The organism is Kitasatospora sp. NPDC051984 (assembly GCF_044593455.1).
In the GTDB taxonomy this organism is placed as follows: domain Bacteria; phylum Actinomycetota; class Actinomycetes; order Streptomycetales; family Streptomycetaceae; genus Kitasatospora.
The window spans coordinates 1-14,037 of record NZ_JBIUCB010000009.1; the positions used below are offsets into that span (position 1 = coordinate 1).

Below are 14,037 nucleotides of genomic sequence, written 5' to 3' on the forward strand. Positions count from 1 at the left end.
TCCAACCAACCGATACCGGCTGGCCGGGGATGTCAACATATCTGGCGTTGACTTTTGGCACGCTGTTGAGTTCTCAAGGAACGGACACTTCCTTCAGGCGGCCTTCCGACCGACCCTCCGGGCACTTCGTTCTTTCGTGTTTCCAGCTTATCAGATGTTTTCCGCCCCGTTTTCCGGAGTTTCATTCGATCCGATTCGCTTTTGCCTTTCGGCGCTCCCGAACTCTAGCAGAGTTATTCGTTCCGCATTTCCACTCGAATTTTCGAATGGGCGCGCGACGGGTCGCTCAGCGAGGGTTTGGGGGGCCGCCTCCCGGTCACGTCCGGTTCAGGCGACTCGGACTACGTTAGGTCACTAGGACGGACGAGTCAAACCTCGAGGGGCCGGATCTGGCTGGATCCGGCCCCTCGAAGTGTGCGCCACAGGTCAACTGCGGTCTGTTTCAGGCCATCCGACTACTCGAAGGAGCCGGAGAGCACCTGCCGCGGAGCGCTCAGGCGCCGGCCAGTTCGACCGCGGCCAGGTTCCGCTTTCCGCGGCGGAGGACCAGCCAGCGGCCGTGCAGCAGGTCGTCGGTGGTGGCGACGGCCTCCTCGTCGGTGACCTTGGCGTTGTTGAGGTAGGCGCCGCCTTCCTTGATGGTGCGGCGGGCACCGGAGCGGCTGGGGGCCAGGCCGGATTCGACCAGGAGGTCGACGAGCTGGCCCAGTTCGGTGACGGTGGCCTTGGGGACCTCGGCGAGGGCGGCGGCCAGGGTGGCGGGTTCGAGGTCGGCGAGGTCGCCCTGGCCGAACAGGGCCTTGGAGGCGGCCACGGCGCGCTCGTACTGCTCGGCGCCGTGGACGAGGGTGGTGAGTTCCTCGGCGAGGGCGCGCTGGGCGAGGCGGGCGGCGGGGCGTTCTGCGGTGTCGCGTTCCAGCTGCTCGATCTCCTCGCGGGAGCGGAAGGAGAAGATGCGCAGGAACTTGGCGACGTCCCGGTCGTCCGCGTTCAGCCAGAACTGGTAGAAGGCGTAGGGGGTGGTGAGTTCGGGGTCGAGCCAGACCGTGCCGGACTCGGTCTTGCCGAACTTGGTGCCGTCGGCCTTGGTGATCAGCGGGGTGGCGAGGGCGTGCACGGAGCGGCTCTCGGCCTTGCGGATCAGGTCGGTGCCGGCGGTGAGGTTGCCCCACTGGTCGCTGCCGCCGGTCTGCAGGGTGCAGCCGTAGCGGCGGTTGAGCTCCAGGTAGTCCATGCCCTGCAGGATCTGGTAGCTGAACTCGGTGTAGCTGATGCCCGCGTCGGAGTTGAGGCGGCGGGCCACCGCTTCCTTGGCGATCATGTTGTTGACCCGGAAGTACTTGCCGACGTCGCGCAGCAGGCTGATCGCCGACATGCCGGACGTCCAGTCCAGGTTGTTGACCATGCGCGCGGCGTACTGGCCCTCGAAGTCGAGGAAGCGGGAGATCTGGCCGCGCAGGCGCTCGACCCAGCCGGCCACCGTCTCGGGGTCGTTGAGGACGCGCTCGGCGGTGGGCTTGGGGTCGCCGATCAGGCCGGTGGCGCCGCCGACCAGGCCGAGCGGGAGGTTTCCGGCCTGCTGGATGCGGCGCATGGTCAGGATCTGGACCAGGTTGCCGAGGTGCAGGCTGGGCGCGGTCGGGTCGAAGCCGCAATAGAACGTGACCGGGCCGTCCGCGAACGCCTTGCGCAGTGCGTCCTCGTCAGTGGACAGGGCGATCAGCCCTCGCCACTGGAGCTCGTCGACGATGTCGGTCACGGTCCGCGTCTCCTTCGGTCGTGGGTCCGGCGCGGTGCGGCCCTGGTGGGCTGCGCGCCTGGACAGTTCCAGCGGGGTAGAGCCTACGCGGTCGTGACCCGGAGGTTCGGGGACAGGTCACCGGGCGGGACGGAAATTCCGTTGTTCGAGACGTGGCGGGCGGCCACAGTTGTGCCACCGCCGACCGGCGGCCGCGAGCACCGGAGGTGGCCCGTCATGCGCAACACCCTTGTCCTGAACGCGAGCTACGAACCGCTGACCACGGTGCCACTGCGCCGTGCGGTGGTGCTGGTCCTGCAGGACAAGGCGGTGGTCGAGCAGGCCCATCCACTGCGGGTGGTGCGCGGCTCGGGGGTTCAGGTGCCGGTGCCGCGGGTGATCCGGCTGACCAGGTACGTGCGGGTGCCGTTCCGACAACAGGCTCCGTGGTCGAGGCGGGGTGTGCTGGCGCGGGACCAGCACCGGTGCGCGTACTGCGGGCGGCGGGCCACCACCGTGGACCACCTGGTGCCCCGGTCGCGCGGCGGTGCGGACAGCTGGCTGAACACCGTGGCGGCCTGCGCGGAGGACAACCAGCACAAGGCGGACCGGACGCCGGAGCAGGCAGGGATGCGGCTGCTGCGGCGGCCGTTCGAACCGACGCCGGAGGCGACGTTGATGCTCGCGCTCGGGCTGCGGGCGGGTGAGCTCGGAGAGCTGGCCGCCTGGCTGCCTGCGGGCGCGTGAAATGCCGACGGGCCCGACCTGATCAGGGGACAGGTCGGGCCCGTCGGCATGCGGGCGAAAGACCGGCTGCGGGTCAGCTCTTGCTGGTGAAGCCGGTCGCGATACCGAAGTTGGCGGCGTGCTCGGGAACGGCGACCACGTGCCCGGAGGTGGTGAACACCCGGCCCGCCGAGAGCAGCGAGCCGGTGCCCTGCGGGAAGGCGCCGCCCTGGGTCTCCTGGCCGCCGGCCACCGCGAAGCGGCTGAGGTGGGCGGGCTGGTCGGCGCGCTCGTCCACGGCGACCAGCAGGCCGCTGTTGTCGACGCCGGCGGGGTGCGCCTTGCCCTTCTCGGCGATGGGGGTGCGCCACTGCTGCTTGCCGGTGCCGAGGTCGTAGGCGGTGATCGCGGTGGGGTTGCCACCGCCGTCGGGGACGACCGCGGCGAACATGGTGCTGCCCTGGAAGTGGACGCCGGGGACGGCGGCGAAGCTGCCGCGGGCGACGTCCAGGCGGCCGCCGCCCTCGACGCCGAGCTGGATCTCGACGCCGGGGTCGCCGTTGGCGCCCCAGGCGAAGACCCGGTCGTCGGCGGGCTGGCTGCCGGTGGTGAGCACCACGGCGGGCTCGGCGGAGAGCACGGTGACGGTCGTGGGCTGGTTGTTGAGGCCCCGCCAGTACTTCACCTTGCCGTCGGAGACGTTCAGCGCGACGGCCTGGTCACCGGGGGTGGAGTCGGCGCAGCGGCTGTGCAGCAGGACGGTGGTGGGGCCGGCGCTGCCGGAGAGGGTGCAGAACTTGCCCTGGCCGGTGTACTGCCAGGCTTCGGAGCCGTCGTTGGCGGCCCAGGCGGCGGCCTTGTCGTAGCCGACCGCGATCACCTTGTCGTCGGTGACGGCGACGTGGGCGGCGTACTTCTCCTTGGCGTCGGACAGCGTCTTGGACCAGGTGATCTTCCCGGCCTTGGTGTCGACGGCGGCGGCGGTACTGCACGGGCTCTTCGGGTCGGCGGCGGGTCGGTAGACCACGGCGCCGATGCCGCCGGAGTTGACGCTCGGGGACAGTCCGCAGGGGACGGCTCCGTCGGCGGGCGGGGCGAGCGTCCAGGTGGGCTTGCCGTCGGCGAGGTTGTAGGCGTGCACGCCGGTGGCGTCGGCGCGGACCACGGCGTCGGCGAGCAGCCAGCTGCCGACCAGGGTGTCGTCGGCGCCCTGGGCTCCGGCGGCGGCCGGATCGGTGTTGGCGGTCCAGGCCTTGGTGTGGGCGACCGCGATGTTCTGGGTGGTGCCCTGGGTGCCCTTGCCGGCGCCGGACTTGCCGCTGTCGCTGTCGGAGGTGGCCAGCACGGCCGCGGTGGCCAGCACGGCGAGCGCGGCGACGCCGGCGCCTATCCGGATGGCGAGGCCGCGCTTGCTGGGCGCGCCCGGGCCGGCGGTGACGGCGGCGCGGGCCCGGGAGGCCAGTCCGCCGGCCGGCGGCTCGGCGTCATCGGCTGCGTGCATCGGCGGAGTTGACGTGCCGTCGGCGCCGGGAGCGAACGGGTCGGCGGCGCTGGTCTGCGGGTAGTCGCTGGCGGCGACCGGACCGCGCTCGGCGGCGGGTTCGTCGAACGCGCCCGGCGCCGGAGTCTCCTGCTGCGTGAACGGGTCGGCCGGGTCACCGTAGGCGCCGGGCTGCTGGGCGGCCGGGTCGGCGTACACGCCGGGCTGCTGGTAGCCGCCGAAGTCCTGCTGCTGCCCTGCGTAGAGCTGCTGCTGACCGTACGTCTGCTGGTCGACGTAGCCCTCGGGGTAGCCCTGCTGGCCGTACGCCTGGTCGTAGCCCTGCGGCTGGTACGCCTGGTCGGGCCGGCCGTAGAGCTGCTCCTGGGCGGCCGCGTCCAGCTGTCCCCCGGGCTGCGGGTAGCCGCCGTAGGCCTGCTGCTGCTCGGTGTAGGCCGGCTGCTCGCCGTGGACCGGCTGCTGCCCGTACGCCTGCTGCTCGCCGTAGGACGGCTGCGGCTGCGGGTACCAGGGCTGCTGCTGGTCGTACCCGGGGGTCGTGGAGGGTTCCTGAGCCATGCGTTCCGTCCGTCCCGACTGCGGTCTGGCAAGCAGCCAGCATCTCACGCCCGGCGGACGGGTTTTGGCCGGGGCTTTGCCCGGGGACGGGACGGTGGGTCAGGAGGTGGTGTCGAGGGCCTGGTCGATCAGGTGGGCGAGGGTGAAGTCGAGGCCGGTCAGGCCGCCCGCGCTGTGGGTGCTGAGGACGAAGGTGAGGGTGCGCCAGCGGATGTCGATGTCGGGGTGGTGGTCGAGCGCCTCGGCCTGCTCGGCGACGGCGTCGACGACCTTGATCGCGGTGGGGAAGCTCGCGGTCTCGGCGGTGCGGGTGAGGGCCTCGCCGGTGCGGGTCCAGTGCGGAAGGTCGGCGAGGGCGGCGGTGATCTGGTCCTCGCTGAGGCGGGTGCGGCTCATAGTGCGAATCTCCGTCCAAGTGGCTGTCGGGCCGAGCCTAGGGGGAGCTCAGAAGAACAGCAGCTTGGTGACGGCGGTGAGTCCGACCAGGACGATCAGGGTGCGCAGCGCGACCGGCGGGAGGCGGCGGCCGACCTTGGCGCCGAGCATGCCGCCGAGGGTGGAGCCGACGGCGATCAGGCCGGCGGCGGTCCAGTCGACGGTGGAGGTGAGGACGAAGAAGATCGCGGCGACGCCGTTGACGATCAGCGCGAGGACGTTCTTGATGCCGTTGATCGTCTGCAGGGTGTCGGGGAGCAGCATGCCCATCAGGGCGAGCAGCAGGACGCCCTGGGCGGCGCCGAAGTAGCCGCCGTAGACGCCGGTGAGGGCGATCAGCAGGAGCAGCAGTGGTCCGCCGTCGGTGGCGGGCGGCAGGGTGCCGGCGGCGCGGCGGGCGGCCATCGCGCGGGCGACCCGGGGTTGCAGGACGACCAGGACGAGGGCGGTGAGGATGAGCACGGGGACGACGGCGTCGAAGGCGCCGGGGGCCACGATCAGCAGCGCTGCGCCGATGAGTCCGCCGGTCAGCGAGGCGGCGCCGTAGCGGAGCAGGCGGCGGCCCTGGCCGGCGAGTTCGGCGCGGTAGCCGATCGCGCCGGCGAGCGAGCCGGGGGCGAGGCCGAGGGTGTTGGAGACGTTGGCGGTGACGGGTGGCAGGCCGATGGCGAGCAGCACGGGGAAGGTGATCAGGGTGCCGGAGCCGACGATGGCGTTGATGGTGCCGGCGGCGGTTCCGGCGAGCAGGACGGCGAGCGCCTCCCACAGTGTCATCCGCTTTCCCCTCGTTGGCTGCTGTCGGGCCGGTTGATCATGCCGGAGCGGTTCGGCGTTCCGCCAGAGGGTGTCCGAATCGCGATCCGGCCCCAACACGCGCGCAGGCCCCGCCCGTTGGATCGGGCGGGGCCTGCGGAGCGCGGCTGACTACTCGTCGAACTTCGGGTACTCGCGGGTGGGCTCGACCCGGGGGCGGAGCGTCTTGTCGGTGTCCACGGGGCGCGGGGCGCTGGCCGGGTCGACGGGGACGCGGGCGGCGGCCGGGGTGACGGCGGTGGCCTCGGGGCCTCCCTTGCCGCCGCCGGTGGCGCCCTGGAACGCGCCGCCGAGGCCCTTGAGCGCGTCGCCGACCTCGCTGGGGATGATCCACAGCTTGTTGGCGTCGCCCTTGGCGAGCTCGGGCAGGGTCTGCAGGTACTGGTAGGCGAGCAGCTTCTGGTCGGCGTCGCCCTCGTGGATGGCCTCGAAGACCGTTCGGATCGCGGCGGCCTCACCGTCGGCCTTCAGCACCGCGGCCTGGGCCTCACCTTCGGCCTGGAGGACGGCGGCCTGCTTCTCACCTTCGGCGCGCAGGATCTGGGCCTGCCGGGCGCCTTCGGCGGTGAGGATGGCGGCGCGCTTGTCACGGTCGGCGCGCATCTGCTTCTCCATCGAGTCCTGGATGGAGGTCGGCGGCTCGATGGCCTTGAGCTCGACCCGGTTGACCCGGATGCCCCAGCGGCCGGTGGCCTCGTCGAGGACGCCGCGCAGACCGGCGTTGATGACCTCGCGGGAGGTCAGGGTGGACTCCAGGTCCATGGAGCCGATGATGTTGCGCAGCGTGGTGACGGTGAGCTGCTCGATGGCCTGGATGTAGCTGGCCACCTCGTAGGTCGCGGCCCGCGGGTCGGTCACCTGGTAGTAGATGACGGTGTCGATGTTGACGACCAGGTTGTCCGAGGTGATGACCGGCTGCGGCGGGAACGGGACGACCTGTTCACGCAGGTCGATCCGGTTGCGGATGGTGTCGATGAACGGCACCACGATGTTCAGGCCGGCGCTGAGGGTGCGGGTGTAACGGCCGAAGCGCTCCACGATCGCGGCGCTGGCCTGCGGAATCACCTGGATCGTCTTGATCAGGGCGATGAAGGCCACCACGACCAGGACGATCAGCACGATGAGGACGGGTTCCAACGCTTCTCCCCTAGACGACCAGGGCGGTCGCGCCCTGGATTTCGACGACGTCGACCTGCTGGCCGGGCTCGAAGACCGAGCCCGGGTGGAGCGCCCGGGCGGACCAGATCTCGCCGTTGAGCTTGATCCGGCCGCCCTCCCCTCCGTCGACTGTTTCCTGTACGACTGCGGTGGCGCCCGTCAGCGCCTCCACGCCCGTGCGATAGCCCGGGCCCTGCTTCAGCTGGCGGTAGGCGATCGGGCGTACGAACACCAGAAGCGCCGCCGACACTCCGACGAACACCAGGAACTGCGGGACCACACCGCCGCCCAGGCCGGCCGTCAGGGCGGCCGCCCCGGCGCCGACCGCGAACATGGCGAATTCGGGCATCGCGGTCGCCACCAGCGGAATGCCCAGGCCCACTGCGAGCAGCAGCCACCAGATCCAGCCGTCCACGCGTCCATCCTAGGGAAGTTCGACCTCTTCAGGCGTAGCTTCCCGCAGCTGGGGGTGCGGAAACCGGCCAGGTGTGCGACCGGTTCCCCTTGCGTAGCGGATCCGGCCGTCAGCCGAGCGGCAGGCCCTGCGCGGTCCAGCGGTCGCCGCGCTGCTCCAGGGTCAGCGGCAGGCCGAAGCAGTGCGAGAGGTTGCGGGCGGTGAGGGTGGTCCCGATCGGCCCGGCCGTCATGATCTTGCCTTGACGGATCATCAGCACGTGGGTCATGCCGGGGACGATCTCCTCCACGTGGTGGGTGACCATCACCATGGACGGCGCGAACTCGTCCTGGGCGAGCGCGGCGAGGCGGCGCACCAGGTCCTCGCGGCCGCCGAGGTCGAGGCCGGCGGCGGGCTCGTCCAGCAGCAGCAGTTCGGGGTCGGTCATCAGGGCGCGGGCGATCAGGGTGCGCTTGCGCTCGCCCTCGGAGAGGGTGCCGAACTTGCGGTCGGTGAAGCCGGCCATGCCGAGCCGGTCGAGCAGCGCAAGGGCGCGGGCCTCGTCGGGCTTCTCGTAGGTCTCCTTGCCGTGCACGGTCAGGCCCCAGGCGGCGGTCAGCACCGACTCCAGCACGGTCTGGTTGCCCGGCAGCTTGTCGAACATGGCGGCGCTGGCCAGACCGATCCGGGCGCGCTGCTCGAACACGTCGATCTGGTCGAGCTTCTCGCCGAGCACGACGGCCTGGCCCGAGCTCGGGAACAGGTAGGCGCCGGCGATCTGGAGCAGCGTCGTCTTGCCCGCGCCGTTGGGGCCGAGCACCACCCAGCGCTCGCCCTCCTTGACCGTCCAGGACACGTGATCGACGAGTGCGCGCCCCTCCCGGACCACGGAAACGTCCACCAGCTCCAGCACGTCGCTCATGCCTACGCCTTCCCCAAATGCAAGAATCCGGCCGTCCGTGGAACCTGCGCGAAGGTCCTCGGGGTGCGGTCCAACCTGTGTCAGGCCAAACCTACGCCACCCGCCCCGCCCGGTTGTCCGTAGGCTGGTCCGATGCTCGCGACTCCTGCCGACAATCCGTACCAAGAGCCTCGTTCGGGACGACTCACCGCCTGGGGCAACGCGCTGCTGGCCGGTGCCTGCTCCCCCGACGACGCCGCCACCGCCGTCCAGGGCGACGACGACGCCCACCGGGTGACCGGCCTTCCCGGCGAACCGCCGGACTCGCTGCACGGCCTCACCTGGGCGCTGGGGAAGCTGCGCGTGCTGGGCGCGAAGGGCCTGCGGCTGGCGCTGCCGGTGGCCGGGCACCCGCTCGGGCTGACCGGGCCGCCGGCCTTCAACGCGCTGGCGATGGGCGCCCAGGAGGCCGTCCTCGCGGTGGGCGTCCCGTACGGGCTGGTGCCGGAGGTCGAGGTGTACGGCCCGGAGGGCGACCAGGGCGTGCGGGTGCTGTGGCAGTGCCTGCCGGTCAACGACGCGCTGCCCGCGGACGTGCCCTCGCTGGACGAGGCGGAGCGCGAACTCCAGGACGGCCTGCGGCAGGCCACCGTCATGCTGACCCGGCTGGACGTGGCCGGGGCCGGGCCGCAGACGCTGCGCGCCCTGGAGGGGTTCCGCCGCCGCGGCCACCAGAAGCTGCTCGCGCCGGGCTACCCGCAGCGCGCGGTGCGGGTGCTGGAGTCGGCCCGGCAGGTGTCGGCGCTGCTGGGGATCGCCGCGGGCGGCCACGGCGCGGCCGTCTCCGCCTCCGAGATGACGGCCCGCCGGGAGATCCTCGCCCCGCTGGACCGCACCGCCAGGCGGGCCCAGGTCGCGGCGTACAACGCGATCGTGGACGAACGGGGCTGAGCGGGTCCTCAGCCCTGGTTGCGCACCGCCCAGAGCGCGGCCTGGGTGCGGTCGGCGACGTCCAGCTTCATCAGGATGTTGCTGACGTGGGTCTTCACGGTCTTCTCGGACAGGTGGAGCGCGCGGGCGATCTCCCGGTTGGAGCGGCCGTCGGCGAGGTGCGAGAGCACCTCGCGCTCGCGGTCGGTGAGGCTGCCGCCGCGGCCCTGCGCGGGCGCGGGGACGTCCTCGACGAGCAGCGCGGCGGCGAGTTCGGGCTGGAGCAGGACGTGGCCGGCGTGCACCGAGCGGATCGCCCCGGCCAGCGCCTCCGGGTCGACGTCCTTGTACACGTAGCCGGCCGCGCCGGCCCGCAGGGCGGGGACCATGGTGCGGTGCTCGGTGAAGCTGGTGACGATCAGCACCTTGGCGGGGTTGTCCTGTTCGCGCAGCAGCCGCAGTGCCTCGATGCCGTCCACCCGGGGCATCTTGACGTCCATCAGCACCACGTCGGGGGCGAGCTCGCCGGCCCGTTCGACGGCTTCCGCACCGTCGGCGGCCTCGCCGACCACCTCGATGTCGTCCTGCACCTCCAGGAAGGTGCGCAGACCGCGCCGGACCACCTGGTGGTCGTCCACCAGCAGGACGCGGATCGGTGACGTGGTGTCAGGCACCGGGGACCTCCAGTTCGACCAGGGTGCCCCGGCCAGGGGCGGACTCCAAGGACAGTCGGCCGCCGACCGCAGCGGCCCGGTCACGCATCGACACCAGGCCCAGGTGGCGGCCGGCCCGGCGAACGGATTCGGGATCGAAGCCGCGGCCGTCGTCGGCGACCGTCAGCCGGACGCCGCGACCGGGGGTGCCGGTCAGGGTCACGGTGACGGTCTTCGCCTGGGCGTGCCGCAGCGCGTTGTGCAGCGCCTCCTGGGCGACCCGCAGCACCGCCGACTCCTGACCGGCCGGCAGCGCGCGCACGCCGGTGGCGGTGAAGTTCACGGTGGCGCTGTGCGCCCGGTCGAGCACCTGGATCTGCGAGGCGAGGGTGGCGACCAGGCCGTCCTCCTCCAGCGCGGCGGGGCGCAACTCGATCACCACGGCGCGGAGTTCGTCGGCGGCCTCGGCGGCCAGCCGGGCGACCTCGGCGAGGTGGTCGCGGGCCCGGGCCGGGGCGCGGTCGACGAGTTTGGCAGCGGCACGGGCGGTGAGGCGCAGCGAGAAGAGCTTCTGCGAGACGGCGTCGTGCAGGTCGTGGGCGATCCTGGCGCGTTCGCCGGACAGCGTGAGTTCGCGGCTGCGTTCGTACAGCCGGGCGTTGCCGAGGGCGAGCGCGGCGTGGGCGACCAGGATCCGCAGCAGCGCCTCGTCGTGCTCGGTGAAGCCGCCGGGCTTGTTGGCCAGGAACAGGGCGCCGGCCACCTCGTCCCCGTCCATGATCGGCATGCCGAGGAAGTCCGTCATGGCCGGGTGGGCCTCCGGCCAGCCGCCGAACGCGGGCGCGGTGCGGACGTCCTTCAGCCGGGTGGGTTCGCGGTCGTGCAGCATCGAGGCGAGCACGCCGTGCTGACGCGGCAGCGGGCCGATCGCCCGCCACGTCTCGTCGCTGACGCCGTCGACCACGAACTGCGCGAACCCGCCGTGGTCGTCCGGCACGCCGAGCGCGGCGTACTCGGCGCCCAGCAGGGTGCGCGCCGAGGCGGTGATCCGGCGCAGCACCTCGCGCACCTCGAGCGGTCGGCTCATCGCCAGCACGGCCGCACTGACCGCCTCGATCCCCTCCAGCGAGGGATCGCACCCGGGACTCTCCATGGCGCCACGCTACCGCCGCGCTCACGGCCTACGCCTCGGGCGGGGGACCTACGTCGAAGGGCCGGGGAAACGTGCTTCCCCGGCCCTTGTGCGCGACGTGCGAGTGGTCAGCCCTTCTGCATGACCTCGGGCTCGTGGCGCTTCTGGAAGCGCTGGATGGCGAAGGCCAGGCCGACCGAGATGAGGATCATGACGGTCCAGTTGAGGAACATGATGCCGGCGGAGTGGTCCCAGAGCTTGTCGAGCGGGGCGGTCTCCGGGGGCTTGGCCACGACCACGGGTGAGATGTGGGCGAGGTCGAGCGTGTTGCCGCTGGCGGCGACGCCCCAGCGGGCGGGCATCAGCCAGCCGAGCTGCTCCAGGCCGGGCTTGTCGAACAGCTGGAAGATCGCGCCGGTGAAGACCATCTGGACGATGGCGAACATGACCAGCAGCGGCATGGTCTTCTCGGAGGTCTTGACCAGCGAGGAGATCGCCAGGCCGACCATCATCGAGGTGAAGCTGAGCAGGATCACGCCGATGGACATCTCGACCGCGGGGAGGTGCTTGAAGACCAGGCCCTCGGCGGGGAGCTTGCGGACCTTGAACGCGATCGCGGAGATGATGCCGCCCTGCAGGAAGCTGATCGCGCCGAGCACGATGAACTTCGAGGCCAGGTACGCGGACCGGGACAGGCCGGTGGCGCGTTCCCGTTCGTAGATCGCGCGTTCCTTGATGAGTTCGCGGACCGAGTTCGCCGAGCCGGACAGGCAGGCGGAGAACGCGACGACCATCAGGATCAGGCGGGCGACGTCGTTGCGGCCGGCCGCGTTGTTGCACGGCGCCAGGCCGCACTTGTCGGGGATCACCGCGGAGACCGCGCCGAGTACCAGTGGCAGGATCAGTGACAGCGCGATGAAGCCCTTGTCGGAGGCGATCACCGCCAGGTAGCGGCGGATCAGCGTCCACAGCTGCGAGCCCCAGCTCTGCGCCTTGGGCGGGCGCAGCTGGGTGAGCGCGTTGGGCTGGGCCTGGGTGACGGCGGCGTCCACGTTGGCCGAGTACTTCTGGTGGTGCACCGAGTTGCGGTAGCGGCCGGCCCAGTCGTGGTCGGGGAAGTTCTCGAACGCCTGGAAGACGTCGGCCCAGGTCTCGTAGCCGAAGAAGTGCAGGGCCTCCGCGGGCGGGCCGAAGTAGGCCACCGAGCCGCCGGGGGCCATCACCAACAGGCGGTCGCAGAGCGCGAGTTCGGCCACCGAGTGGGTGACGACCAGGACGGTGCGGCCGTCGTCGGCGAGGCCGCGCAGGGTCTGCATGACCTCGCGGTCCATGCCCGGGTCGAGGCCGGAGGTCGGCTCGTCCAGGAAGATCAGCGAGGGCTTGGTGAGCAGCTCCAGCGCCACCGAGACGCGCTTCTGCTGGCCGCCGGAGAGAGCGGTGATGCGGTTGTCGGCGCGCTTGTCGAGGCGCAGTTCGTACAGCACCTCGTCGATCCGGCGGTCGCGCTCGGCGGCCTCGGTGTCGCCGGGGAAGCGCAGCCGGGCCGCGTACTTGAGGGCGGTGCGGACGGTGAGTTCCTTGTGCAGGATCTCGGACTGCGGCACCAGGCCGATCCGGGAGCGCAGTTCGGCGAACTGCCGGTACAGGTTGCGGCCGTCGTACAGCACGTCGCCGCGGTCGGCGGGCCGGTAGCCGGTGAGGGCGCGCAGCAGGGTGGACTTGCCGGAGCCGGACGGGCCGATCACCGCGACCAGGGACTTCTCCGGGACGGAGAACGAGACGTCGCCGAGCAGGGTCTTCTTGCCGCCCTTGAAGTCGACCTCGACGGTCAGGTGGTGGGCGGAGAAGGTGACGGCGCCGTTGTCGACGAACTCCTGCAGCTGGTCGCCGACCAGCACGAAGGAGGAGTGGCCGACGGTCAGCCGGTCCTGCGGGCCCATCAGCTGGCGACGGGTCGGCTGGCCGTTCAGGAAGATCCCGTTGTGGCTGCCGAGGTCGACGATCTCCCAGCGGCTGTCCGGCAGTTGGCGCAGTTCCGCGTGGTGCCGGGAGACCTGGAGGTCGGAGACCACGATGTCGTTGTCGAGGGCGCGGCCGATCCGGATGGTCCGCCCGCCGCTCAGGCTGCGGACCATGGTCGGGTTGCCGAGCCCGCCGGCCGGCCCGGCCTGCTGCGGGGCCGCCGGGTGCTGCTGCACGGGCGGCTGCGGCTGCTGGAACTGCTGCGGCGGCGGGAACTGCTGCTGCGCGGCCTGCTGCTGGTGCGGGAACGGCGGCTGCGGGACGGGCTGCTGCTGCGGCGGGAAGCCCTGTTGCTGCGGGAAGCCCTGCTGCGGGTGAGGGGCCTGCTGCTGCGGCGGCGGGAAGCTCTGCTGCTGCGGGAAGCCGGGCCGCGGGGTGGGTGCGTCCCAGCCCTGCGGGATCGGCTGCTCGGCCGGCTGCTGCCACTGGCCGGGCCGGGCGGCCGGGCCGGGTCCGACCGGCGGCTGACCGACCGGCGGCTGGCCGACGGGCTGCTGCTGGTACGGCGGCTGCGCCTGCGGCCCGGGGGCCCGGCTGGTGACGGCCTCGTGCAGCGGTCCGGGCTGCGCGGGCGCGGCGGCGGGAGCGGTGAAGGCCAGCCGGGGGCCGTTCTGCCCGTTGCCGAGGTGCACCACGGTGCCGGGGTGCAGGGCGCTCTGCTCGACCCGGGCGCCGGCCACGAAGGTGCCGTTGGTCGAGCCGTGGTCGGTGAACTGCCAGCTCGCCCCGTCGAAGCTGATGGTGGCGTGCCGCCAGGAGACCCTGGCGTCGTCGAACAGGAAGTCCGACGCCGGGTCACGCCCGATGGTGTAGGCACGGCCGGGTTCGAGTACCCGCTGCCGGCCGTCGATTTCTAGTACGAGTTGCGGCAACTCTCCGCCCGCCCCGCTCTCCGGTCCCCCAGGATGTTGCATCTGACGGGGGGAATCATTCCAGCCGGGTCGGTCTGTCCGAAACCCGGTACACGGTTCTGTGACCGCCCGGCTACCGCTCGCGGACCTGCTGGGGTGTCCGCCGGGTGTCCCACGACCCGGACGCGGGCGGCTCGCGCGGGGACGCTCCGGGTAGCGTGGGGG

The 14,037-nt window shown here is 71.8% G+C and carries 12 protein-coding genes; 2 read left to right on the top strand and 10 right to left on the bottom strand.

What is annotated here, in order from left to right:
* Positions 1-493 precede the first annotated feature (493 nt).
* The gene (gene tyrS / locus ACIHEI_RS19175) at positions 494-1,759 is read right to left on the bottom strand and encodes a tyrosine--tRNA ligase (protein ID WP_387863023.1); all 1,266 of its coding nucleotides are present in this window, start codon (positions 1,757-1,759) and stop codon (positions 494-496) included.
* Between the two features lie 216 nt (positions 1,760-1,975).
* Between tyrS and ACIHEI_RS19180 the strand changes: the two genes are divergently transcribed.
* The gene (locus ACIHEI_RS19180) at positions 1,976-2,485 is read left to right on the top strand and encodes an HNH endonuclease (RefSeq protein WP_387646002.1); all 510 of its coding nucleotides are present in this window, start codon (positions 1,976-1,978) and stop codon (positions 2,483-2,485) included.
* A gap of 73 nt (positions 2,486-2,558) precedes the next feature.
* Here the strand turns inward: ACIHEI_RS19180 and ACIHEI_RS19185 are convergent, their stop codons facing one another.
* The 6 genes from ACIHEI_RS19185 to ACIHEI_RS19210 form a co-directional block, all read right to left on the bottom strand.
* A complete protein-coding gene (locus ACIHEI_RS19185) occupies positions 2,559-4,523 on the bottom strand; it encodes a PQQ-binding-like beta-propeller repeat protein (RefSeq protein WP_396607449.1) in 1,965 nt (654 codons plus the stop codon).
* 99 nt (positions 4,524-4,622) lie between these two features.
* Complete coding sequence (locus ACIHEI_RS19190) at positions 4,623-4,919, bottom strand: 4a-hydroxytetrahydrobiopterin dehydratase (protein WP_380486166.1); 297 nt, start codon at positions 4,917-4,919, stop codon at positions 4,623-4,625.
* Positions 4,920-4,967: 48 nt separating this feature from the next.
* Positions 4,968-5,732 (bottom strand): sulfite exporter TauE/SafE family protein, encoded by a 765-nt coding sequence (locus ACIHEI_RS19195; RefSeq protein WP_396607450.1) that lies wholly within the window; start codon positions 5,730-5,732, stop codon positions 4,968-4,970.
* Between the two features lie 150 nt (positions 5,733-5,882).
* Positions 5,883-6,908 (bottom strand): SPFH domain-containing protein, encoded by a 1,026-nt coding sequence (locus ACIHEI_RS19200; protein ID WP_396607451.1) that lies wholly within the window; start codon positions 6,906-6,908, stop codon positions 5,883-5,885.
* 10 nt (positions 6,909-6,918) lie between these two features.
* Entirely contained in the window at positions 6,919-7,332 is a 414-nt protein-coding gene (locus ACIHEI_RS19205) for an NfeD family protein (protein ID WP_380342548.1), read from the bottom strand.
* A 121-nt stretch (positions 7,333-7,453) separates the two neighbouring features.
* Positions 7,454-8,245 (bottom strand): ABC transporter ATP-binding protein, encoded by a 792-nt coding sequence (locus tag ACIHEI_RS19210; protein ID WP_396607452.1) that lies wholly within the window; start codon positions 8,243-8,245, stop codon positions 7,454-7,456.
* A gap of 132 nt (positions 8,246-8,377) precedes the next feature.
* Between ACIHEI_RS19210 and ACIHEI_RS19215 the strand changes: the two genes are divergently transcribed.
* Positions 8,378-9,175, top strand: coding sequence for a hypothetical protein (locus ACIHEI_RS19215; RefSeq protein ID WP_396607453.1), 798 nt, complete (start codon positions 8,378-8,380; stop codon positions 9,173-9,175).
* Positions 9,176-9,183: 8 nt separating this feature from the next.
* Here ACIHEI_RS19215 and ACIHEI_RS19220 read toward each other — a convergent pair whose 3' ends face one another.
* The 3 genes from ACIHEI_RS19220 to ACIHEI_RS19230 all read right to left on the bottom strand — a co-directional run bounded on the left by ACIHEI_RS19220 (position 9,184) and on the right by ACIHEI_RS19230 (position 13,875).
* Positions 9,184-9,828: a response regulator gene (locus tag ACIHEI_RS19220; RefSeq protein ID WP_387646019.1), complete on the bottom strand. Its 645-nt coding sequence runs from the start codon at positions 9,826-9,828 to the stop codon at positions 9,184-9,186.
* Positions 9,821-10,960 carry a GAF domain-containing sensor histidine kinase gene (locus ACIHEI_RS19225; protein WP_396607454.1) on the bottom strand — a complete coding sequence of 380 codons (1,140 nt, stop codon included), beginning with the start codon at positions 10,958-10,960 and terminating at the stop codon, positions 9,821-9,823. Before ACIHEI_RS19225 ends, ACIHEI_RS19220 begins: the two co-directional genes overlap by 8 nt.
* 107 nt (positions 10,961-11,067) lie before the next feature.
* Entirely contained in the window at positions 11,068-13,875 is a 2,808-nt protein-coding gene (locus ACIHEI_RS19230; protein ID WP_396607455.1) for an FHA domain-containing protein, read from the bottom strand.
* Between the last annotated feature and the right edge of the window lie 162 nt (positions 13,876-14,037).

Excerpts from the sequence above, each read along its gene's own strand:
- ACIHEI_RS19195 (WP_396607450.1), bottom strand. The coding sequence starts at position 5,732 with ATGACACTGTGGGAGGCGCTCGCCGTCCTGCTCGCCGGAACCGCCGCC.
- ACIHEI_RS19190 (WP_380486166.1), bottom strand. The coding sequence starts at position 4,919 with ATGAGCCGCACCCGCCTCAGCGAGGACCAGATCACCGCCGCCCTCGCC.
- ACIHEI_RS19215 (WP_396607453.1), top strand. The coding sequence starts at position 8,378 with ATGCTCGCGACTCCTGCCGACAATCCGTACCAAGAGCCTCGTTCGGGA.
- ACIHEI_RS19185 (WP_396607449.1), bottom strand. The coding sequence starts at position 4,523 with ATGGCTCAGGAACCCTCCACGACCCCCGGGTACGACCAGCAGCAGCCC.
- ACIHEI_RS19225 (WP_396607454.1), bottom strand. The coding sequence starts at position 10,960 with ATGGAGAGTCCCGGGTGCGATCCCTCGCTGGAGGGGATCGAGGCGGTC.
- ACIHEI_RS19180 (WP_387646002.1), top strand. The coding sequence starts at position 1,976 with ATGCGCAACACCCTTGTCCTGAACGCGAGCTACGAACCGCTGACCACG.
- ACIHEI_RS19230 (WP_396607455.1), bottom strand. The coding sequence starts at position 13,875 with ATGCAACATCCTGGGGGACCGGAGAGCGGGGCGGGCGGAGAGTTGCCG.
- ACIHEI_RS19210 (WP_396607452.1), bottom strand. The coding sequence starts at position 8,245 with ATGAGCGACGTGCTGGAGCTGGTGGACGTTTCCGTGGTCCGGGAGGGG.